Genomic DNA, 20,318 nt, shown 5'->3' with positions numbered 1-20,318 from the left:
CCCGAGCTTCGCGCGATCTTCGCCGAGTTGCTGAACATTCCCGCCGAGAACCTCATCGCGGGCAACAACGCGAGCCTCGAGATCATGCACGATCTCGTTGTCTGGTCGTTGCTGCACGGCACGGTCGACTCGCCGCGCCCGTGGTCGCAGGAGCCGGTCGTCAAGTTCCTGTGCCCGGCACCCGGCTACGACCGGCACTTCGCGATCACCGAGTCGCTCGGCATCGAGATGATCCCCGTGCCGCTGCGCGAGGACGGCCCCGACGTGCGGTTCGTCGCCGATCTCGTCGCGAACGATCCGCAGATCAAGGGCATGTGGACGGTGCCCACCTACTCGAATCCGACCGGAGCGGTGTACTCCGAGGAGGTCGCCCGCGAGCTGGTGTCGATGCCGACGGCCGCTCCCGACTTCCGGATCTTCTGGGACAACGCCTACGCGGTGCACCCGCTCACCGAGCACCTCGCGCCCGCGATCGACATTCTCGGTCTGGCCGCGCAGGCCGGTCACCCCAACCGTGTGTTCGCGCTGGCGTCCACCTCGAAGATCACCTTCGCCGGCGCAGGCGTGAGTTTCTTCGGCAGCTCCACCGAGAACCTCGCCTGGTACCAGAAGTACCTGGGCATCAAGTCCATCGGCCCCGACAAAGTCAACCAGCTGCGCCACCTGCGCTTCTTCCGCGACGCCGAGGGTGTGCGCGCCCACATGGCGAAGCACCGCGAGATCCTCGCGCCGAAGTTCGCGCTGGTCCGCCGCGTCCTCGAGGAACGCCTGGGTGCGTCGAAGGTCGCGTCGTGGACCGAGCCCGAGGGTGGATACTTCATCAGCCTCGACGTCGTCGAGGGCACGGCAGCCCGTGTCATCGCCCTGGCGAAGGAAGCGGGGATCGCGCTGACGGGTGCCGGTTCGGCGTTCCCGTACAAGAAGGACCCCGAGAACAAGAACATCCGTCTCGCCCCGAGCTTCCCTTCGCTCGGTGAGCTGGAGAAGGCCATGGACGGTGTCGCGACTTGCGTGCTGCTCGCCGCAGCGGAGAAGGCGCTCGCCGGTAAGTAGTGCGCCGACAGGCACGCAACGCGAGGACGAGGCTCGCAACACCAGCAGTGACTGCCGGTGTTGCGAGCCTCTTTTCTGTGTTGCGTACCTCCCCGGTTGCAGAGTCTGTGAGTTTGTTCCCAGCCTGTGGATAAAGTTGTGGACAACACGTGGATGGGCGGTGGACAACCCCGAGCCGCCCTGTTCGGAGCGTTTTCGGGACCCGGCGTCACACCGACTTGCTTTCCCCTCCCGACCTGACATACTCGCGGGTCAGGGTCGCCGCATACCGTGCGGCGGGTTCGGAAGTGGTGAGTGTGATGGAAAACCGCGCGCTCGTGGATTCCGGAGTCGGCGTATCGGCCGTCGGATCTGTCACGGGGTGTGTCGGCGTACTGAAGGTGTTCCTCCTGGCGCTCGACATCGAGGCGGCGCCCGAGACGCCGCCGCGAGTTCCGCCCGTCGAGAAGATGGAGCCCTTCCTTCCCGCACGCATCGCCGATCACCCCGATACCGACCACGGTGTGCGTCCTCCGTGCCTGCTCGCCTTCCGGCACATCGTCGACCCGGCACGGCCGGCCGTCTCGTTCGGCGCGTCGACGGGTTCGCTGCGGGAGGCCCCGGATGCGACCCGGCCGTATGTGGGGCACCCCGCGACGTGCGTGTCGCTGTGGGACGTCCCGGGTCACGGCCTCGTGCTGGCGCTGGAATCGCTGACGGACAACGGCTCCCCGCTGATCGACTGGCGGAGCGACCCGCTGCAGGACCGCGACGGAGCCGGTCTGCGTCCCGTGCTCGGCGAGTTCCTCGCACCCTTCGAGCTGACGGCCGACGACTGCCTGAACGATGTGTTCCCGGGCCTGAACAGGCGGTTGTGCGCGCCGACGACATTCCGTCCCCTCCACGAACTCGTCGTCCACCGCCACCGGGGGGTAGGTGATCGGGAGGTCGTCGAGGGGATGGTCGTGGAAGTGCTCTCCAGCGGTGGCGAGCGCGTCCGTTCTCTCGTCGACGGACCGCGTATCGGTCCGGAGGCCCGCGCCGCGGCACGGTCCTGGGGTGTGCTGTGGGGATGGGACCGCGTGCCGCTGGTGGACCGGCCCGTGCAGCCGGGCGCCGCTCTCGCGGTGCGGGAGGATTCCGGTGCGGTGCTGTTCGACCTCGAGGCCACCTCCCTCGGCAGCGACTATGTCGGGCACGGCACCCGCGAGATGATCTACGGGCTCATCCCGTGGGTGGCGGCGCGAGCGCGGGCCTCGGCCGACTACTGGACGATCATGGACCGTCTGCGCCACCCCGACGGGCTCCGCGGGGATAAGCTGGCCACCGTTCTCGACGACATCGCGATCATGCAGGCCCGCCGGATGGACCGCCTTCTCCTGCGCAAGGAATCGCTCCACGACGACCGGTTCCACTCGTGGACGCACTCCACCCAGCTGCGCTCCCTCATAGCCGGCCGGGTCGCCGCCGAGATGGCGGAACTCGACGCGGAACTGTCCGAGATCGTGGAAGTCGTCGAGCACGCGTTGCTGCACAGTGCGGAGCTGCGCGGGGCGAGGCACACCCGCCTCGCCCAGGGGTGGTCCGCGGCTGCGTCGGTCATCGCCGTCGTGGCGTTGTTCGCTGCGCTGGCCGCCGTTCCGGCAACGTCGCAACCGACTCTCTTCCCGCACTGGTTGCACGCGCTGACCACGTCGATCGCCCTCACGCTGGGCATCGTGATCGCGGTGGTCGTGTGGCGCCGGCCCTGACGCGCAGGGCATGATCGTCGTCATGTCATCGACGCTGAACCTGGTCGGAGATCCCGACGCCGACGCACTGCTGGCCGAGGACCCGCTGGCCCTTCTCATCGGCATGCTGCTCGACCAGCAGGTGCCGATGGAGGTCGCGTTCGCGGGACCGAAGAAGCTCGCCGACCGTCTCGGTGGTCTCGACGTGCACCGCATCGCGTCGGCGGATCCCGACGAGTTCGTCGCGGTGTGTGCGCAGCAACCGGCCGTACACCGGTTCCCCACGTCCATGGGTCAGCGGATCCAGGCGCTGTGCGCGGCGATCGTCGAGGACTACGACGGCGACGCCGCAGCATTGTGGACGTCCGGCCACCCGGACGGCAAGGAAGTTCTGCGGAGGCTGAAGAAGCTGCCGGGTTACGGCGACCAGAAGGCACGCATCTTCCTGGCACTGCTCGGCAAGCAGATCGGCGTGCGACCCGAAGGGTGGCGGGAAGCTGCCGGCGACTACGGGCACGAAGGCGCGCGCCGGTCGATCGCCGACGTCGTCGACGAGCAGTCGTTGCGTGAGGTGCGCGAGTTCAAGAAGTCGATGAAGGCTGCGAAGAAGTCGTGAGACGCGCATTCGCAGTGTGTTGTGCCGCTGCCGCATTCGCTTCCGGAGCTGCGGGCGTGGCTTCGGCGGGCGGGGGAGACGACCGGGTCGTCCTCCGGCCCGGCGACGGGATCTCGTTCTCGCCGGAGCCGACACCGGGCTGGTGTTCGGTCGCGGCGGTCGGGCACGACGACGCGGGTCGTCTGGTCGCCATCACGGCGGGGCACTGCCATCGAACGGGATCGTCGTCGATCTGGAAGGTCGACGAACAGCATCGAGGTGCCATCGGTGCCGAAACGGATGTCGCGAGTACGGGTTCGATCGATCCGCTCGGATTCCCCACCGACGAGATCGCCGATTACGCGGTGGTCGTCCTCGACGAGACCCGCGTACGGGGGTCGAACACGTCGGCGCCGAACGACCGCGGAGAACGTGTGGTGCTCGAGTCGGTGGCGGCGTTCGACGAGGGCGAGCTGCCGGTCGGGACACACTGCGCGGCAGGGCGAAGCACGTCGGTGGCCTGCGCGACCGGCGAGGTGCGGGTGGACGAGAACCTGATGTCGTCGCCGTTGCTCATGCGACCGGGCGACTCCGGGGGTCCGCTCGTACGTGCCGAGACGGGTGAGTGGCTGGGACTGTCCGTGGGATACCGGCTCCCGCAGACCCGGGTCTCCGACGACCGGCAGGTTCCCGATACGAGATTCGCCGCCTACCAGCGGGCCGACCGGATCCTCGCCGAGATCGACGCGCGCGACGGGATCGGGTCGGGGTTCCGTCTCGTCGACACCCCCTGACCGATCCCGCCGGCGTTACTGTCAGAGTTCGTTGAAGCGTGGAATCAGGTGCTCCGCAACGTTCTTCGCTTCGTCGATGAGTGGCCATCCGGCGAGGATCAGGGAGGTCGGTCCGGTCGCGTCGCACAGGGTGCGTACGTGGCCGGTGATCTCGTCCGGGTCGCCGACGTAGTAGACCGCCGACGAACCCGTGGCGAAGATGTCCAGCGGTGACCACGCGGTGATGCCCGCGTAGAGGCCGTCGCCGAGATACAGGTCCTCAGGTTCGGGGAGCCTGCCGGCGTTGATGGAGTCGACCCAGCCCTGCCGCTGCGCGTCGCGCGCGGTGAAGGTCTTCAGATCCTGCTTGCCGTGGGTGCGGCGGCGGACCGCCTTGCCGAGCACGTCCTGGATCCGCTCGATGCCGGCCTTCTCGAACAGCGACCGGAACCGCTCGAGCGCTTCGTCCCGGTTCGGGCGCACGATCACGCCGGACAGCGCGCCGAAGTCGGTGTACTCGCGTCCCTCCGCAGCAGCGGATTCGCGGGCAGCGGTGAACTTCTGCGTGACGAACGAGGTCTCGCGCAGCATGATCAGGTAGGCGTCGAGGATCTTGCCGGCGTTCTGCAGGCCGGCGGGGGAGTCGCCCGTGCCCCACAGCGGCACCGCACGGTCGGCCGGCGCGTCGATGCGCAACGGGGTGTTCGGGAAGTTCGACTCGGTGCCTTCGGCGTAGATCCGGCGGAATTCGTCCCAGTACTTCTCGCCGAGCTCGTACCGCCGGTCGTGCTCGACGTTCATGTCGTACTTGGTGAGGATGTTCTCCCGGCCGTTGACCGAGTTGATCATCAGACGGCCACCGCTGAACGCGTCGAAGGTCAGGGCCTTCTCGGCGAGCAGTCGCGCGGGCATCATGTTCGCGTAGATCGCGACGAGGAACTTCATCCGGCTGGTGTGCGCGGCCGCCCACGTCGCCGAGATGAACGGATCGTTCGGCCAGGTGGCGACGAGCGCGCCCTCGAAGCCGCCGTCGTCGATGGTCTTCGCGAGTTCGATCTGCCGCTGCCCGTCCACCGGGTACAACCCGCCGGGGCTCCAGGGGTAGTCGCCGTCGGCCTGGGTGAGATACCAGAAGGTCTTGACAGGCATTACTTCGTGTCCTTCGAGGGGAGTTCGAACGGCTCGACGCGGGCGCGGGCGCGCACCGTGTCGGCGTCCACGGTGAACAGGGCGTCGAGGTAGGCGACGGCGAACGAGCCCGGGCCGGTGGAGTTCTCCTCGGCGATCTCGGAAGCCACCGCGACGTGCGTGTGTGCTGCGGCGAGGCCCGCGAGCGGGGTCTCCGCGACCGCGAGGTAGGCGGCGACGAGACCACCGAGAGAGCATCCCGTGGAGGTCACGCGCGGCAGCATCGCGCTGCCACCGGCGATGCGTAGCCCGACGATCGAGCCTTCGCGGTCGCGGCCGACGAGATGGTCGACGGGGCCGGAGGCCGACACGGCGTCGGCGCGATCGAGCAGGGTCAGGGCGGCGGGCACGGCGGCAGCGGCCTCGTCGGCGCTGTCGACGCCGCGCGTGTCGCCACCCAGACCGGCCAGCGCGATGATCTCGGAGGCGTTGCCGCGGATCGCGGTGGGACGGAACTTCAGCAGGTCGGCGGCGAGCGAGGTGCGCCACGCGAGTCCGCCCACACCGACGGGGTCGAGGACCCAGGGTGTGCCGGCCTCGTGCGCGGCCTCGGCCGCGCGGGTGAAGGCCACCGAGGTCTCGTCGAAGGGCGTGCCGAGGTTGACGAGCACTCCACCGGCGATGCGTGCGAAATCGCCTGCCTCATGGGCATTGTCGATGTGCGCGTTGCTGGCGCCCGCGGCGAGCAGCACGTTGGTGAGGAAGTTGGCCGAAACGATGTTGGTCAGCGAGTGCACGAGTGGGGTCCGCGCGCGCAGAGCGTCGAGGGTGGCGGCGAGATCGTCGATGGTGGGGATCGTGGTCACGGAAGATCCTGTCGGGGGAGGGGAGAGGACGAAGCGGTCAGGATCGCGGACATCGCATCATGCGCCGCCCTTCTCTTCTCCGAGTGTCCGCATGGGGAGGGCGGGGTCGGCCGTCCACTCCTCGAGCGAGCCGTCGTAGACGGCGACGTCGTCGTGTCCCGTCCGTACCAGGGCGAGCGCCAGCAGGCAGGCCGAGACGCCGCCACCGCAGTACAGGATCAGCGGCGGGGAGGTATCGGTGAGCACCTGCTCGGTGAGCTCGCCGATCCGATCGGTGCTCCGCAGGATCCCGTCGGTGAGCAGGCTCTTGGCCGGCAGGTTCCGGCTCCCGTCGATGTGCCCGCGGCGTGCGTAACGGGTGGTGGCGGTGCCCGCGAACTGCGCGGCGTCGAGTGCGCAGACGAGGGTGCCCGGTGCGTCGCCGGACACCACGGCGAGCACGTCGTCGCGGTCGAGCCACAGGCCGCGGTCGGGCCGCGCGGTCCGAGGCGTGGCGGGGTGGCGTTCGGCGGCGTCGCCGGCCTCCACGGGCAGGTCGAGTGCGGTCCAGCGGGCGAAGCCACCGTCGAGGACGCGGGCGGAGACGCCGATGTTGCGCAGCATCCACCACAGCCGGGACGCCCAGGTCATGCCGCCGTCGTCGTAGACGACGAGGTCGGCCTCGGGGGCCACGCCGAGTTCGGCCAGGGCTGCCGCGAGGGCGTCCGGAGTGGGACGGGTGAAGTGCAGGTCGGGGTCCGGGGCGCTGAATCCACCGAGCAGGTCGGCGTGCAGAGACCCGGGGATGTGTGCGGCGCGCCAGGTCGCGTAGCCGGATTCCGGCCGGTAGTCGCCGTCGAATCGGGGCTTCGGAAAGGTGACCGTGGCGTGCAGGACGGTGTATGCACCGGGATCGTTCGAGAGCTCGTCGGCGCTGATCAGCACCTGTTCGTCTCGAAAACTCGCCTCGGTCACGCGTTCGGTCCTCTCGTCGTGTTCGCCCCGACCGACGCTAAACGACGAATAGCGTATACGCAAGTATTCACGCGTTGACGGTGGCATAATCGGCGCACGTAACCGGCATGCCTACGGAGGGTGTAGATGACCGAGCAGGACGCGACGGCCGAGCTGGAGAGCTCGCTTCTCGTCGAACCGCCCACCGGGCGCGACGACCAGACCTCCAGGCAGTACCTGCGCCTGCGCTCGGACATCCTCGCCGGGAAGTTCCCGCGCGGCGCCGCTCTGCACGAGACCCAGCTCAGCGAGACCTACGGGGCCTCCCGCACCCCCATCCGCGAGGCGCTCAACTGGCTCGCGCACGACGGTCTGCTCGAACGGGCGAGCCGCGGCTTCCGGGTGCGTTCCGGTACTCCCGAGGACGTCATCGAGATCTATGCGGCGCGCGTCGCGCTCGAATCCGAGGCGGCCGGAGCCGCGGCGGTCCGGCACACCGATCTCGACATGGCCCGGCTCGAGCGGCTGCACGATTCGTGCTGCTCCGCCACCGACGATGCCGCGGTGCGCATCGGGAACTTCCGGTTCCACGAGGCGCTGTGGCAGGCCGCGCACAACACGACGATCACGACGTTGCTCGTGCGACTGACCACCCAGCTGCGGATCTACGACTCCGGGCCGCCGTCCAACTACGGCGAACCCGATCTGCTCAACCGGGAGCACGCGCAGATCCTCGGCGCGTTGCGGGCGCGGAACGAGTCCGCGGCCCGCGAGCACATGCGTGCTCATCTCGAGCGCAGCCGCGAGCAGCGCATCCGCCTCTTCGCTCGCGGCTGAGCCCGCCCTCCTTCTCGACCGTGGCGAGTCCTTCGTCCTCGAGTTCGGGGATCGTAGGGTGGATCGTGCCCGGGCCGGGGCGTCGGGCGCGATGGATCTCGGTATGCGCCCGACGCAGGAGTGGTCTCGGCCACAGATGGCGGCGGACCGACCTCCGTGCGTGTCGGCCGCCGCCGGTACGCTCGGCGCGTGGCTCTGTACCGGAAGTATCGACCTGCGACCTTCGCGGAGGTGGTGGGGCAGGAGCACGTCACCGTGCCCATCAGCACGGCGCTCGACACAGGCCGCATCAACCACGCCTACCTGTTCTCGGGTCCTCGTGGATGCGGCAAGACGTCCTCGGCCCGTATCCTTGCCCGCTCGCTCAACTGCGAGACGGGCCCCACCTCGACGCCCTGCGGTACGTGCCGGTCGTGCGTGTCGCTCGGGCCGGGTGGCGGCGGCAATCTCGACGTCACCGAACTCGATGCCGCGAGCCACGGCGGTGTCGACGACACCCGCGAACTCCGCGACCGCGCCTTCTACGCTCCCGCCGAGTCGCGCTACCGCATCTTCATCATCGACGAGGCGCACATGGTCACCACGCAGGGCTTCAATGCCCTGCTCAAGATCGTGGAAGAGCCGCCGGAGCACTTGATCTTCGTCTTCGCGACCACCGAGCCCGAGAAGGTGCTGCCGACCATCCGGTCGCGCACGCACCACTACCCGTTCCGGCTGCTCGCCCCCACCGCGATGCGGGGGCTGCTCGAACAGATCTGCGGCCAGGAGAACATTCCGGTCGAGGATGCGGTCTACCCACTGGTCATCCGCGCCGGCGGCGGATCCCCCCGCGACTCGCTGTCGGTGATGGACCAGCTCCTCGCCGGCGCCGGACCCGAAGGCGTCACCTACGACCGCGCCCTGTCGCTGCTCGGCGTCACCGACGTCGCGCTCATCGACGAGGCCGTCGATTCGCTCGCGGCCGGTGACGGCGCGGGGCTGTTCGGCACCGTCGAGAAGGTCATGGACGCCGGACACGACCCGCGTCGCTTCGCCGTCGACCTGCTCGAACGCCTCCGCGACCTCATTCTCATGAAGTCGGTGCCCGATGCTGCCGAGCGTGGGCTCGTCGACGCACCCGGCGACGTCCTCGAGCGGATGCGCGACGAAGCGACCCGTCTGGGTCCGGCCACCCTCACGCGCTACGCCGAGATCGTGCACGCCGGGCTCGGCGAGATGCGTGGGGCGACGTCGCCGCGACTGCTGCTCGAGGTGATGTGTGCGCGCATGCTGCTCCCCGCGGCATCCGATGCGGAAACCGCTGTGCTGCAACGGCTCGAACGTCTCGAACAGGGTATCGTCGCGGCTCCGGCCGGAGATGCTGCACCGAGGCCCGTGTCCGCCCCTGCCACACCGCCCCTCTCGCCCGACGAGCCCGCAGCGCGTTTCCAGCGGCCCTCCCAGCGCCGGGCGAGCGAGGTGCCGCCTGCTGCGCCGCCTCGCGAGGCCGCTCGGCCGCAACCGGAAGCCTCTGGCCAGCAGACCCCTGTCCAGCAGGCACCCGCCCCGCAGGCACCGATGCAGCCTGAACCGGCCCAGTCGGTATCTGCCCCGACGCCGCCTCCCGCTGCGGTGCCGCCTCCCGTCGTTCCGGAGGTGCCGCAGCCGCAGAGTGTGCCCGACGAGGGTGTCGGGCAGGAGATTCCGTCGCCCGCGCCCGCGCCTGCACCCGAGATCGAGGAGCCGGTTGCTCCCGAACCCGAACCCGAACCTGCCCGCGCGACAAGCGGTCCCGATGCAGCCCAGATGCGGGGCGTGTGGTCGGAGGTGCGCGCGAAGGTCCGCGAACGGAGCCGCACCGTCGAGGTGATGCTGTCGGGCGCCACCGTGCGCTCGGTCGACGGCACGCGCGTCGTGCTCGTGCACGACTCCGCTCCGCTCGCGAAGCGACTCGCCGACCCGCGCAACGCTGCAGTCATCGCCGATGCGCTGCACGAGGTCTTCGGTGGCGAGTTCGAGGTCACCTGCGTACACGGCTCGGCTGCGGAGGCGCCCGTCAGAACGCAGGTGCCCGAGAAGAATTCGCGCCCCGCAGGTCAGCCCCGTTTCTCCCGGCCGAGTCAGGCGAAGAACGCCGCGCCGGCTGCGCCCGCCGAAGCCCCCGCCGCACCGCAGCGGCCGGTGGCCACCGCTTCCGCAGCCCCGACTTTCACACGTCCGTCCGTCGAGAACGTCGACGACATCCCGCCGCCCGAAGCCCCCGATCTCCCCGACGATCCGGGGCCGGGCTACGACGCGCCGCCGCCCGACCCGTCACAGATGACGGAGGCGGACGTCGAGGAGATGTTCGCCGAGGCCGCCACACCCGGCGATCCGTCGACGCGCCGCGATCCCGAGGAAGTCGCCATCGAACTGCTCAAGGACGTACTGGGAGCGAAGCCGCTCGACGAGAAATAGTCGTACCGCGTCCGGAGCTGCCGACGAACGGTGTCAGCTCTGCGGATCGTCTCCGTCGGTGCGGTCCGGCGTGAGCTCGTCCCAGGTCGCATCGACCGCGTCGGCGAGCTCGCTGTCGGTAGGCACGAGTTCGCGGATGGGTTCGGGCAGGGTGTCGTAGGTGTAGTTCGCAACCGCCAAGGGAGCGGTCGTGCCCGCGAGCGAATAGCGCACGACGTTGTCGTTGCGCCCCGCGCACAGCAGGATCCCGATGGTCGGTGCGTGCCGGTCCGCGACTCGCAGGTTCTCGTCCACCCAGGAGACGTAGAAACCGAGTTTGCCGGCGTATTCGAGCTCGAACCGGCCGATCTTCAGCTCGACCACCACGAAGCGCGACTGAATCCAGTTGAAGAAGAGCAGGTCGATGTAGAAGTCGTCGTGGTCGACGGTGAAGTGGTACTGGCGGCCGACGAACGCGAACCCGTGCCCCAGTTCGAGGAGTACCTGTTCGAGGCGTGTCATCAGTGCCGCTTCGAGTTCTCGTTCCGCGGCCCGCTCGTCGAGATCGAGGAAATCGAAGATGTACGGGTCGCGGACGAGTTGCTGTGCGAGGTCGGAGTCCTGTGGAGAAAAATGGTCCGGAAAATTCGACGGTGCGGCACCTACACGGCGATGTAACTGCCCGGCGATCTGATGGTCAGAACGTGACGCGACCACCCGTGTTCTGCTGCGCGAGCTGCGTACCAGTCGCGAAGCTCTCGATTGTCGAGCTTGTCGAGAAGGACCGCATGTAGAAGAGATTGCGGCGCGAGAGACCGCGCATGTGTGGAAACTCGGAGCGCAGGTCCCTGGCCAGTTGGTCGACGACCTTCGATCCCCAGCCGTGTACATGTTGACGCTCGAGAAGGGAGTGCCCGAGCGTCCAATACAGGATCAGCAGTTCGGTATTCGCGGCGCGTGTAGCCCGTAGACGCGCTCGACGAACCTGTGCTTCGAGTTCGTCCAGGAATTGCGGATAGTCCTCGGGAAGCCCGACGGTCTTTTTCGGTCACGGCCACATGGTGCCCTCGGGATACGACAGAAATACGAATGCCGCCCTCGTCATGGTCAGCGATCGAAGGGTGCCGTCGCATCGCGGTCACCCGGCGATTCGTATCTGCTGCCGACGGGTATCGCCCCATCATGAACCTGCACGAACTCCTGCGCGCCGTCGAATCCTTCGACGCTGTGGATCGGCCCGCCGAGCGCGTCGCGCAGCGCATACGGCGAGTCCTCGACGGTTCCGTCGTCGACGACCTGCTCCGAGGTTCCTGGCTCGGACACCCCGTCCATCCCCTCCTCGTCACCGTCCCGATCGGATCGTGGATCTCCGCGGCCGTATTGGATGCGCTGCCCGGCCAGCGGGACGCGTCCCGGAAACTCGTCGCCCTCGGACTGGCCGCGGCCGTTCCGACCGTGATCACCGGATACGCCGACTTCTCCACCCTCGATGTTCCCCAGCGCAGGGTCGGCGCGGTGCATGCTGTATCCAACGCGATCGGGGCGATCTGCATGGCGACGTCCTATCGCGCGCGTCGCGCGCGGCACGACCGGACGGGGACGGTGTGGACCCTGGTCGGTCTCGGCGCCGTAAGTGTCGGCGGCGCGCTCGGCGGTCACCTCTCCTACGCCCAGGGTGGGGGAGTGTATCGATGGCAGCGACCGTCCGAGAGTGTCGATCTCGCAGCCGAACTCGAGGACATCGGCGCGAAGAGGTGAGCGCTCGTCGCCGAGGTGGACCACCCGCAGTCGAGGCTCACAACCCTGATGGTCGACCACCGGGGTTGTGAGCCTCGTTTCTCGGTTGTGGGCCTCCGTCTATCCGCACACGGCGGTCAGTGCGATCTCGAGCGGCGCTCCACCGGGCAGGGTGTGGACGCCGACGGCGGTGCGTGCCGGTAATGCGGCGACACCGAGTTCGCGTTCGATCACGTTCGACGCGCCGTCCGCGACCACCGACAGGTCGGTGAACCCGGGCGCGGTCGCGACGTAGACGACCATCTCGACCGGCCGGAACGGTGTGCCCTCCGGCAGCGTCGCACGGATCGCCGCCAGCGCGTTGCCCACCGCGACGACCGCGGCGGCACGTGCCTCGTCGACGGTGACCTCCGCGCCGACCCGCCCGGTGAGTATCAGTTCGCCGTCGCGCCGGGGCGTCATGCCCGCCGTGCGGACGGTGTCGCCGGCCAGTACGGCAGGGACGTACCGGCCCTGCGGACGCGGTGCGACAGCAGCAGTGCCAGAGGACGCCCGTTGCGGAGCAATGTCAGAGGACGCCCGTTGCGGAGCAATGTCAGAGGACGCCCGTTGCGGAGCAATGTCAGAGGACACCGAGCGCCACCCCCTCCTGTCGTGGATCGCTGCCGCCGGACAGCACTCCGCGGTCGTCGATCGAGATCACCTGTGCGCTGCCGTCGGCGCCCAGTGGTTCGAGCATCTCCACCCGGTGACCGAGCCGGCGCAGTTCGTCGCACACACCGTCGGCGATGTCGCCTTCGATCCGCAACGCGGTCGGTTCGCCGAGCACGTCGGCGTCCGATCCGGGGAAGACGGTGAAGCGCGGCGCCGAGACCGCCTCCTGGGGATCGAGACCGTGATCGAGCAGGTGCGACAGCAACTGCATGTTCCACTGCACCTGACCGTCGCCGCCGGGGGTGTTGCCGACGTGCCGCAGCTCGTCCGCCGAGTCGGTGACGATCCACGCGTTGAGTGTGTGCAGGGGCTTGCGGCGCGGTGCCACCTCGTTGGGGTGACCGTCGATCAGGTAGGCACCGCGACCGAGCCGGTTGTTGAGCACGATGCCGGTGCCGGGCACGGTGAGTTTCGCGCCGAAGGTGAACGCCAGCGAATGGATGAACGACACCGCCCGCCCGTCGGCGTCCACGGCGACGAACGACGTGGTGTCCCCGGCGGCGACCGCGAACGCCCCCGCCGGTGCACGCTCGTCGATCCGTGCGCGACCGGCTGCGATGTTCGCGGGGTCGAGCACCCGCGCGACCCCGTCGTTGTCCGACGAACACCAGCGGAGTCTGTCCTCGAAGGCGAGGGTGGCCGCGCGGGCCATCCGGTCGATCGGCGCCGCCCCGAGCAGGGGATGCGTGCCGAGTGCGCCGTCGCACAGGGCGGCCTGGTGCAGCACCATCCATCCCGGCGGTCGGGAGCGGGGTCTGGTGCACGACGTGCCCCGCATAGGTGGCGGTGAGCGGTGCTTCCGCGTCCACTGTCGCCCCGGCCTGCCATTCGTCGCCGGTGAACGGTGCTCCGCACCCCTGCAGCGTAGCCACACAGCGTTCGGCGAGCGTGCCGGTGTAGAACGATCCCGGATCGTCGGCGAGAGCACGGATGGTGCGGGCCAGATCCGGTTGCGGCAGTATGTCGCCGACGCGCGGGAAACGGTCGCCCGGGGTGTACACCGAGGTGAGTCCGGCGTCGCCGCGGATCGCATGGAGAGCGGTCTGCACATCGGTCCGGGTCTTCACCGAGCAGGGCAGGCCGCTCTCGGCGAGACGGGCGGCCGGTGCCCACAGTTCGGGCAGCGACCTGCTCGCTCCCCGCCGGTGCAGTGCGGCCAGCGCGGCGGGCGCACCGGGCACGGCGACGGCGAGCGCCCCGTCGAGCGGGATCGCGCCGAGTCCGCGTTCCCGGTAGAAATCGGGTGTGCCGCCGTCGGGTCCGAAACCACTGCCGTTGACCGTCCACACCGATCCGTCCGGTTCGCGCACCACGGCGAAGGCGTCGCCACCGATGCCGCATTGCCCGGGCAGGGTCAGCCACGTGACCGCCGCCATCGCCAGGGCCGCGTCGACGGCGTTACCACCGTCTTCGAGCACGCGGACCCCGGCCCGACTCGCGAGCGGATGACTCGACGCGACCATGCCCCCGGTAGCGAGCGTCGCCGGTCGCACAGCGCGCCGGGTCATGCCGACCGCATCCTGCGTCGGCGCGGTCCTTCCGGCGGCTCGGCGGGGTCGATCCCGACGAAGATCTCCCCGTCGCGCTCCTCGCACGGATAGGTCTTGATCGGCTCGGTGGCCGGAGGGCAGATCGGCTCACCGGTTTCGAGGTCGAATGCGCTTCCGTGGCAGGAGCATCCGATGCCGTCCTGGACGAGCTTGCCGGACGAGAGCAGGCAGTCGAGATGCGAGCAGTAGTTGGATGTCGCGTATGCCTTGCCGTCGAGCCGGGAGACGGCGAACTCGTAGTCGTCGGCGTAGAACCGGCGGACGATGCCTTCGGGCACCTGCCCGGATCGGGCCACTCGTTTGAACTCCATGGTCTTTCCTCCAGGCATGTGTAGGGGTGTTCGCCGGTCAGGCGTCGGGGGCGAGGTAGACGGTCTTCTCGGATTGGTAGAACTGCATGAGCGTGGGGCCGGCCTGTTCCTTGAAGGTCTGTGTGCTCGACTGCTTGTAACCGCCGAACGGTGCGTTCATGGCCATTCCGGTCGTGGGCTGGTTGACCTTCACGAGTCCGGTCCTCGATCCGGCGACGAATCGCTGGGCGTCCGAGAGGCTCCGGGTGACGACGGAGGCGCTGAGCCCGAAGGCGGTGTCGTTCGCCAGGGCGAGGGCTTCGTCGAAGGAACCGGCGCGCTGGAAGGCCAGCACGGGTCCGAAGATCTCGTCGGTGAGCAGGCGCATCCCCGGTGCGGTGTCCGCGAAAACTGTGGGCCGCACGAAGAATCCGTCTCGCAGCGCATCGTCGTCGCACCGCGCGCCACCGCACACGAGCCGTGCGCCTTCGTCCGTGCCGATGGTGACGTACTCGAGGAACTTGTCGAGCTGACCGCGACTCGCGAGCGGGCCGAGGTCGACGGCGGCACCCGAACCCGGTCCCACCCGCAGGGCGCGGGTGCGTTCGGCGACCTTCTCGAGCAGCTCGTCGTGGATCGCGTCGACGGCGACGACACGGCTGGTGCCGGTGCACGCCTGGCCCGACAATCCGAAGGCGCCCTTGACGATCAGTGCGGCTGCGGCGTCGAGGTCGGCGTCGGCCAGCACGACGACGGGGTTCTTGCCGCCCATCTCCAGCTGCACGCGCCGGTCGGGGCCGACGCTGCGGTGGATGGCGCGTCCGACCGCGGTGGAGCCGGTGAAGGTCACGGCCGCGACCCGCTCGTCGCCGGACACCGCCGCGCCTGCCTTGCCGTCGCCCTGGACGAGTGCGATCGCGCCGGGCGGCAGACCACCGGCGAGCAGGGCCTCGACGAGTCGCTGCCCCATCAGCGGGGTGATCTCGGACGGCTTGAACAGCACCGTGTTGCCGGCGGCGAGCGCGGGCCCGAGCTTGCGGGAGGGGATGTTGAGCGGGAAGTTCCACGGTGTGATGGCACCGACGATCCCGATCGGTTCGCGCACGGTGTAGATCGTCGTGGATCCGGGGGCCGGGAAGGTCGCGCCGGTGGCGCGCAGCGCTTCACCCGCGTAGAAGCGCAGGTTCATGGGGGTGCGGCTCACCTCCATGGACGCTTCGGTGCGGGTCTTGCCCTCCTCGCGGATCAGTTCGTCGACGAGTTCGGCCGAGCGCGCGGCGAGGTGGTCGGCGGCCGCTTCGAGGATCGCGGCGCGGCGTTCCGGCGGGGTGGCGGCCCATTCGGGCGCGGCCTTGTCGAGTGCGTCGACGGCGTTGCGGACGTCGACGATATCGGAATCCGGGAAGGTGCCGATCAGATCGGTCTCGTCGGCGGGGTTGCGGCGTTCGAAGACCGCTCCGGAGGCCGCCGGTACCCAGTTGCCGTCGATGTGGTTCAGGCCGGTGATCGTCATGCGGGCTCGACCTCCTCGTACATCTCCCACAGATCGGTGTTCTCGTCGGCGAGCAGCGCCGCGTCGACTCGGCGTCCGACGAGTTCGCGGGCCGCCATGATGTCCTCGCCGCGGTCCATCGCGAAGGCGGCGGTCAGAACGTCGCCGGCGAGGTAGAAGACGGAGAACTCTCCGCTGCCGGCATCACCTCGGACGACGAGTTCGGTTGTTCCGGAAGCCGATCCGGCGAACTGGATGTTGGTGTCGTATTGATCCGACCAGAACCAGTGCGGGTCGTCGGAGAGCGACTGCCGTCCGACGATCGTGTCGGCGACGACCGCGGCCTGCCGGTTCGCGTTGTCGAAGTGCTCGACGCGGATGTGCCGGCCTTCCCGCGGTGAGAAGCGCTTCGCGACGTCGCCTGCCGCGTAGATGTTCTCGACCGAGGTACGCCCGGTGGCGTCGACCACGACCCCACCGTCGACGGTCAGTCCGCTCGCCGCGGCGATGCCGGTGTTGGGCACGATGCCGATACCGACCACCACGGCGTCGGCCTCGACGATCCCGCCGGTGGTGGTCTCGATCCGCACGCCGCTCTCGGAGGTGGTCACCGAGGCGACACCCGTGCCGGTGCGCAGGTCGACACCGTTACGGCGGTGCAGATCGGCGCAGTGCCGGCCGACCCGCTCGCCGAGAATGCCTCCGAGCAGATGCTCGGCCTGTTCGAGGACCGTCACCGTCACGCCGAGGGATCGTGCCGTCGCGGCGATCTCGAGTCCGATGAAGCCGCCACCGACGATTGCGAGACTCGACCCCGGGGTCAGGCGTGCCGCCAGGGCGGTCGCGTCGTCGACAGTGCGCAGGTAGTGGACGAGATCGGGACGGGATCCGGTGGTGGTGAGGGTGCGGGGGCGTCCGCCCGTCGCGAGGACGATCGCGTCGGCGGCGATCTCGCCGCCGTCGAACTCGACGGTGCGGGTCGCGGTGTCGATGCGCTGCACCGACACGCCCGTGCGGATGTCGATGTCGTTGGCGTCGAGCCATTTCCGGGTCAACAGCGCGAGGGAGTCGACTCCTTCACGGCCCGCGAGGAATTCCTTCGACAGGGGCGGACGCTGGTAGGGGGCGTGCTGCTCGTCGCCGAGCAGCACGATCCGCCCGTCGAAGCCGCGACGGCGCAGGGTGCGTGCGGCGACGGCGGCGACCTGGCCGGCGCCCACGGTGACTACGGTGCGAACGGTCATGCCGTGCACTCCTTTCCGGATGCGGCCGGTGCCGGACGCGGGGTGGGGTCGACGAGGACGGTCTCGTCGCGCACGAGGACGGGATAGACCGGCTGGCAGAGGTCCTGATCCTCTTCGTATCCGGTCTCGAGATCGAAGCGCCACTGGTGGCCGGGGCAGATGACCCGGCCGTGCAGGAGCGTGCCCTTCACGAGCGAGCGGTCCTGGTGGATGCACAGGTCGGCGAAGGCGTAGATGCGGTCGTTCGCATGGAACAGTGCGATCGCGAGGCCGTCGACCTCCACGCGGAGTTTGCGGCGTCGGGTCACCTCTTTCACCGTGGCGACGGCGACCCAGGCCGGGGACTCCGCTGCGGCATCGGTGCCGGTGGTCCCGCTGCCCATGATTTCGGTGGACATGCTTCTCCTTCGCTCGTGTGCGACATCGGGAGCGGAAGCCGCGCGCGGCTTCCGCTCCCGCACATCGGATCAGGCGGACGCCAGCTCCAGATCGGGAGCGACGTACGTGTCGTACAGGCCCTTCGTGTACGAGAAGCGCATCTCCGCTCCCCAGCGGACGAGTTGCAGGCAGCGCTGCTGCAGCTGCGGGGTGTCGGCGCAGTCCAGGACGATCTGGTAGCCGCGCTCACCGTGCACCACATCGGAGGTGATGTGCAGGTCGAAGAACTCGATCTCGTCCTCGGTGAATCCGTACACCTCGCGCAGCGGGACGATCTGCTTCTTGTAGATGCTCGGCACCTGGGATTCGAGGCCGACGACCAGCGCTGCGGTGGCGACGACGAAGTGTTCGCGCTGGGACACCGCGTAGCACCACGCCTGCAGGCCGCGCGTCACGGCGTTCATGTTGTTCGGATCCTCGACGCGCTCCTTGGTGGTGCCGCACGCCTCGGCGAACTTGATGAGCAGGTCGGTGTGCCGGATGTCGGCCAGTTCCTCCTCGTACATGTTCTGGAGGGTGAAGTCCTTGGCGTCGGTGAAGTGATCGGGGGTGTTGGAGTAGATGTTCGCCAGGTAGTCGGCGAAGGGGCCGACGTAGTGGTAGTGGTTCTCGGCCCACCGGGCGAAGTGGTGCTTTTCGAGCTTGCCCTCGGCCCACGCCTTGCTGAACGAGGCGTTCTTGGCCTCGCGTCCCTTGATGGCGTCTTCGAGTGCGGCGCGGAATTCGTCGCGTCCGAGCAGTTCGGTCATGATGATGCCTTTCGGTGAGGAGGTCGTGCGGGGGATGCGATCAGGCGTTGATCGCGGAGGTCAGAGCTTCGAATTCGGCGATCATGGCGGCGCCGACCGCCTTGTCCTGCTCGCCGTTGCCGCCGCTGATGCCGACGGCGCCGACGATCTGCCCGTCGTAGACGAGGGGGAAGCCGCCGACGAAGATCGCGAACTTCCCGGGGAGCATGTGGCTGATGCCGAACGCCTCGTTGCCGGGGAGGGCGGGTCCGTTGGGGCCCTCGTTGAACAGGTGGGTGGCGCGCTCGTGCCCGGCGGCGGTGAACGCCTTCGCCATGGCGATCTCGACACCGGTCAAGCGGGCGCCGGGAAGCCGGTGCAGAGCAATGACATTCGCGCTCTCGTCGCAGACACACAGGGTCTGCTTCACGCCGATCTCCTCGGCCTTCGCGCGGCCGGCGGCCAGCAGGGGGAGTGCGTCGTCGAGGGTGATGCGGTGGATTCGATGCATGGGTGTCCACTTTCGAGGTCGGGTCGGAGAGTCGGACGATTCCTGGTCCGCGTCGGGATCCGGATGCGTCCCGCCGATGCCGCGTCGCTGAAGTGTCGGCGGGTGCCGGAGTGGTGAAGCGGTGTGTCCGGCGTGGCTCATTTCTAACAGGGCTGCGCGCCGATGGGGACGGTCAAGATCACCGTCGTTTTCGTAATTCGGTGTACACAGTGCACATGTGTCTGTGACCCATGACTCTGGTAACTGGTGTAGAAAGTGCACACCGCCACGGTGTCGGCGGGCCCACCCCCTCGCGGCCCGCAGATGCTCCCGAGGGAAGCAGGTCCCCATGGAATCGAGCCCGCGTCTGACAGTCCGAGGGCTGCTCGACGAACCGCTCATGGCGGGCGCCCGGGTCGTGGATCGGGAGGCCGATCTCGACCGGGCGCTCACCTGGGTGCTGCCGTTCGGCGAGGTCATCGGCCGATTCGACGATCTCGACGGTGTCGCCGTGTACATGCGGCCGGAGTCGCTCGCCGACAGCGCGCACGCTCTGTCCGCGCTTGCGGCCCGCGGCGCCGCGGCGCTGGTCGTCGACGGCGCGGCGCCCGCCGGAGTGTCCTGGCCGCCGGGGTCGGTGGTGATCGAACTCGACCTGCCCGTGGGGTTCGCGGCGCTCAACAGGTTGCTCGCCGAGCGGTCGCTGATGCAGGAAATGCACGTCATGCGCTATTCCGCGCATGTGCACTCGACGCTCGCCGGTCTGCTGCACCGTGGCGCGGGACTGACGTTGCTGGTCAAGGAGGTCTCCGCCCTCGCGCAGCATCCGGCGATCGCGCTCGACGCGCGTGGCCAGGCCGTCGCCTTCCATGGCGTGGATGCCGGCCGGGCGGACGACATCTCGGAGATCCTGCTCGAGAAGTTGTCGGCGGTGACGGCCGCGGATCGTCACGCGCACCACGACACCCGCGTGCTGGAGGAGGTCGTCGGAGGCACGCACTGGACGTGCACGGCGAGCACCATCCGGCTCGGCAAACGGTTCGAGGGCTGGGTGGTGGTTCTCGCCTCGGGGCCGTCGCCGGGACCGCACGAGCTGGCCCAGCACGCGGTCGTCACCGAACAGGCGACGGCGATCATCGGGTCGGAGATGCTGCGGCAACGCAGTGTCGACGAGGCCGAGGAACGGGCCCGCGGCGATTTCGTGCAGGCTCTGGTGCACGGCAGCTTCACCAGCCAGCACGACATGCAGGCCCGCGCCGAGTACCACGACATCGACCTCACCTCGACGTTCGCGGTCTTCGTCGCGCCCGGCTACGGGGAGAACCC

The 20,318-nt window shown here is 68.9% G+C and carries 17 protein-coding genes and 3 pseudogenes; 8 read left to right on the top strand and 12 right to left on the bottom strand.

Annotated elements, in window-relative coordinates; all coding sequences use genetic code 11:
- From R1101_RS0104295 to R1101_RS0104280, 4 genes are all read left to right on the top strand, one after another.
- A partial coding sequence (locus R1101_RS0104295) for an aminotransferase class I/II-fold pyridoxal phosphate-dependent enzyme (protein ID WP_016932257.1) occupies positions 1-1,053 on the top strand: 1,053 nt, incomplete at its 5' end.
- Between the two features lie 299 nt (positions 1,054-1,352).
- Complete coding sequence (locus R1101_RS0104290; RefSeq protein WP_016932256.1) at positions 1,353-2,783, top strand: hypothetical protein; 1,431 nt, start codon at positions 1,353-1,355, stop codon at positions 2,781-2,783.
- Between the two features lie 22 nt (positions 2,784-2,805).
- Positions 2,806-3,378 (top strand): HhH-GPD-type base excision DNA repair protein, encoded by a 573-nt coding sequence (locus R1101_RS0104285; RefSeq protein WP_026002862.1) that lies wholly within the window; start codon positions 2,806-2,808, stop codon positions 3,376-3,378.
- Positions 3,379-3,434: 56 nt separating this feature from the next.
- On the top strand, positions 3,435-4,151 hold the full coding sequence (locus R1101_RS0104280) for a trypsin-like peptidase domain-containing protein (protein ID WP_016932254.1): 717 nt from the start codon (positions 3,435-3,437) through the stop codon (positions 4,149-4,151).
- A gap of 21 nt (positions 4,152-4,172) precedes the next feature.
- Here the strand turns inward: R1101_RS0104280 and R1101_RS0104275 are convergent, their stop codons facing one another.
- Genes R1101_RS0104275 through R1101_RS0104265 form a run of 3 tightly spaced genes read right to left on the bottom strand, consistent with a single transcriptional unit; the run spans position 4,173 to position 7,078 of the window.
- Positions 4,173-5,279, bottom strand: a complete 1,107-nt coding sequence (locus R1101_RS0104275; protein ID WP_016932253.1) for an LLM class flavin-dependent oxidoreductase — start codon at positions 5,277-5,279, stop codon at positions 4,173-4,175.
- Complete coding sequence (gene thiM / locus R1101_RS0104270; protein WP_016932252.1) at positions 5,279-6,124, bottom strand: hydroxyethylthiazole kinase; 846 nt, start codon at positions 6,122-6,124, stop codon at positions 5,279-5,281. The genes R1101_RS0104275 and thiM overlap by 1 nt, the downstream gene beginning before the upstream one ends.
- Before the next feature lie 57 nt (positions 6,125-6,181).
- Complete coding sequence (locus R1101_RS0104265; RefSeq protein WP_016932251.1) at positions 6,182-7,078, bottom strand: sulfurtransferase; 897 nt, start codon at positions 7,076-7,078, stop codon at positions 6,182-6,184.
- A 126-nt stretch (positions 7,079-7,204) separates the two neighbouring features.
- Between R1101_RS0104265 and R1101_RS0104260 the strand changes: the two genes are divergently transcribed.
- On the top strand, positions 7,205-7,894 hold the full coding sequence (locus tag R1101_RS0104260; protein WP_016932250.1) for a GntR family transcriptional regulator: 690 nt from the start codon (positions 7,205-7,207) through the stop codon (positions 7,892-7,894).
- A gap of 189 nt (positions 7,895-8,083) precedes the next feature.
- A complete protein-coding gene (locus R1101_RS0104255; protein ID WP_026002860.1) occupies positions 8,084-10,330 on the top strand; it encodes a DNA polymerase III subunit gamma and tau in 2,247 nt (748 codons plus the stop codon).
- Between the two features lie 33 nt (positions 10,331-10,363).
- Here the strand turns inward: R1101_RS0104255 and R1101_RS25830 are convergent.
- Positions 10,364-11,315: pseudogene (locus tag R1101_RS25830) on the bottom strand (PDDEXK nuclease domain-containing protein).
- A 176-nt stretch (positions 11,316-11,491) separates the two neighbouring features.
- Between R1101_RS25830 and R1101_RS0104245 the strand changes: the two are divergent.
- Complete coding sequence (locus R1101_RS0104245) at positions 11,492-12,067, top strand: DUF2231 domain-containing protein (protein WP_016932247.1); 576 nt, start codon at positions 11,492-11,494, stop codon at positions 12,065-12,067.
- Positions 12,068-12,166: 99 nt separating this feature from the next.
- On the opposite strand, the gene R1101_RS0104240 is transcribed toward R1101_RS0104245, so the two are convergent.
- The 8 genes and pseudogenes from R1101_RS0104240 to R1101_RS0104205 form a co-directional block, all read right to left on the bottom strand.
- Positions 12,167-12,613 (bottom strand): RidA family protein, encoded by a 447-nt coding sequence (locus R1101_RS0104240; protein ID WP_081494026.1) that lies wholly within the window; start codon positions 12,611-12,613, stop codon positions 12,167-12,169.
- Positions 12,614-12,668: 55 nt separating this feature from the next.
- Positions 12,669-14,268 (bottom strand): annotated as a pseudogene (locus tag R1101_RS25825) (gamma-glutamyltransferase family protein).
- Positions 14,265-14,621, bottom strand: coding sequence for a Rieske (2Fe-2S) protein (locus R1101_RS0104230; protein WP_016932244.1), 357 nt, complete (start codon positions 14,619-14,621; stop codon positions 14,265-14,267). The pseudogene R1101_RS25825 and the gene R1101_RS0104230 overlap by 4 nt, the downstream one beginning before the upstream one ends.
- Before the next feature lie 37 nt (positions 14,622-14,658).
- On the bottom strand, positions 14,659-16,113 hold the full coding sequence (locus tag R1101_RS0104225) for an aldehyde dehydrogenase family protein (protein WP_016932243.1): 1,455 nt from the start codon (positions 16,111-16,113) through the stop codon (positions 14,659-14,661).
- Positions 16,110-17,336: an NAD(P)/FAD-dependent oxidoreductase gene (locus tag R1101_RS0104220; protein ID WP_026002859.1), complete on the bottom strand. Its 1,227-nt coding sequence runs from the start codon at positions 17,334-17,336 to the stop codon at positions 16,110-16,112. Before R1101_RS0104220 ends, R1101_RS0104225 begins: the two co-directional genes overlap by 4 nt.
- Positions 17,333-17,719 carry a Rieske (2Fe-2S) protein gene (locus tag R1101_RS0104215; RefSeq protein WP_051017462.1) on the bottom strand — a complete coding sequence of 129 codons (387 nt, stop codon included), beginning with the start codon at positions 17,717-17,719 and terminating at the stop codon, positions 17,333-17,335. Before R1101_RS0104215 ends, R1101_RS0104220 begins: the two co-directional genes overlap by 4 nt.
- Before the next feature lie 84 nt (positions 17,720-17,803).
- Positions 17,804-18,523, bottom strand: a complete 720-nt coding sequence (locus R1101_RS0104210) for a TenA family transcriptional regulator (protein WP_006552489.1) — start codon at positions 18,521-18,523, stop codon at positions 17,804-17,806.
- Between the two features lie 40 nt (positions 18,524-18,563).
- The gene (locus R1101_RS0104205) at positions 18,564-19,013 is read right to left on the bottom strand and encodes a GlcG/HbpS family heme-binding protein (RefSeq protein ID WP_006552488.1); all 450 of its coding nucleotides are present in this window, start codon (positions 19,011-19,013) and stop codon (positions 18,564-18,566) included.
- Between the two features lie 328 nt (positions 19,014-19,341).
- On the opposite strand from R1101_RS0104205, the pseudogene R1101_RS0104200 reads away from it, so the two are divergent.
- Positions 19,342-20,318 (top strand): annotated as a pseudogene (locus R1101_RS0104200) (PucR family transcriptional regulator); the annotation flags it as partial.

Origin of the sequence: Rhodococcus sp. R1101 (assembly GCF_000278445.1) — a bacterium.
GTDB lineage: Bacteria > Actinomycetota > Actinomycetes > Mycobacteriales > Mycobacteriaceae > Rhodococcus > Rhodococcus gordoniae.
This window is presented reverse-complemented; position numbering and strand designations above follow the sequence as displayed.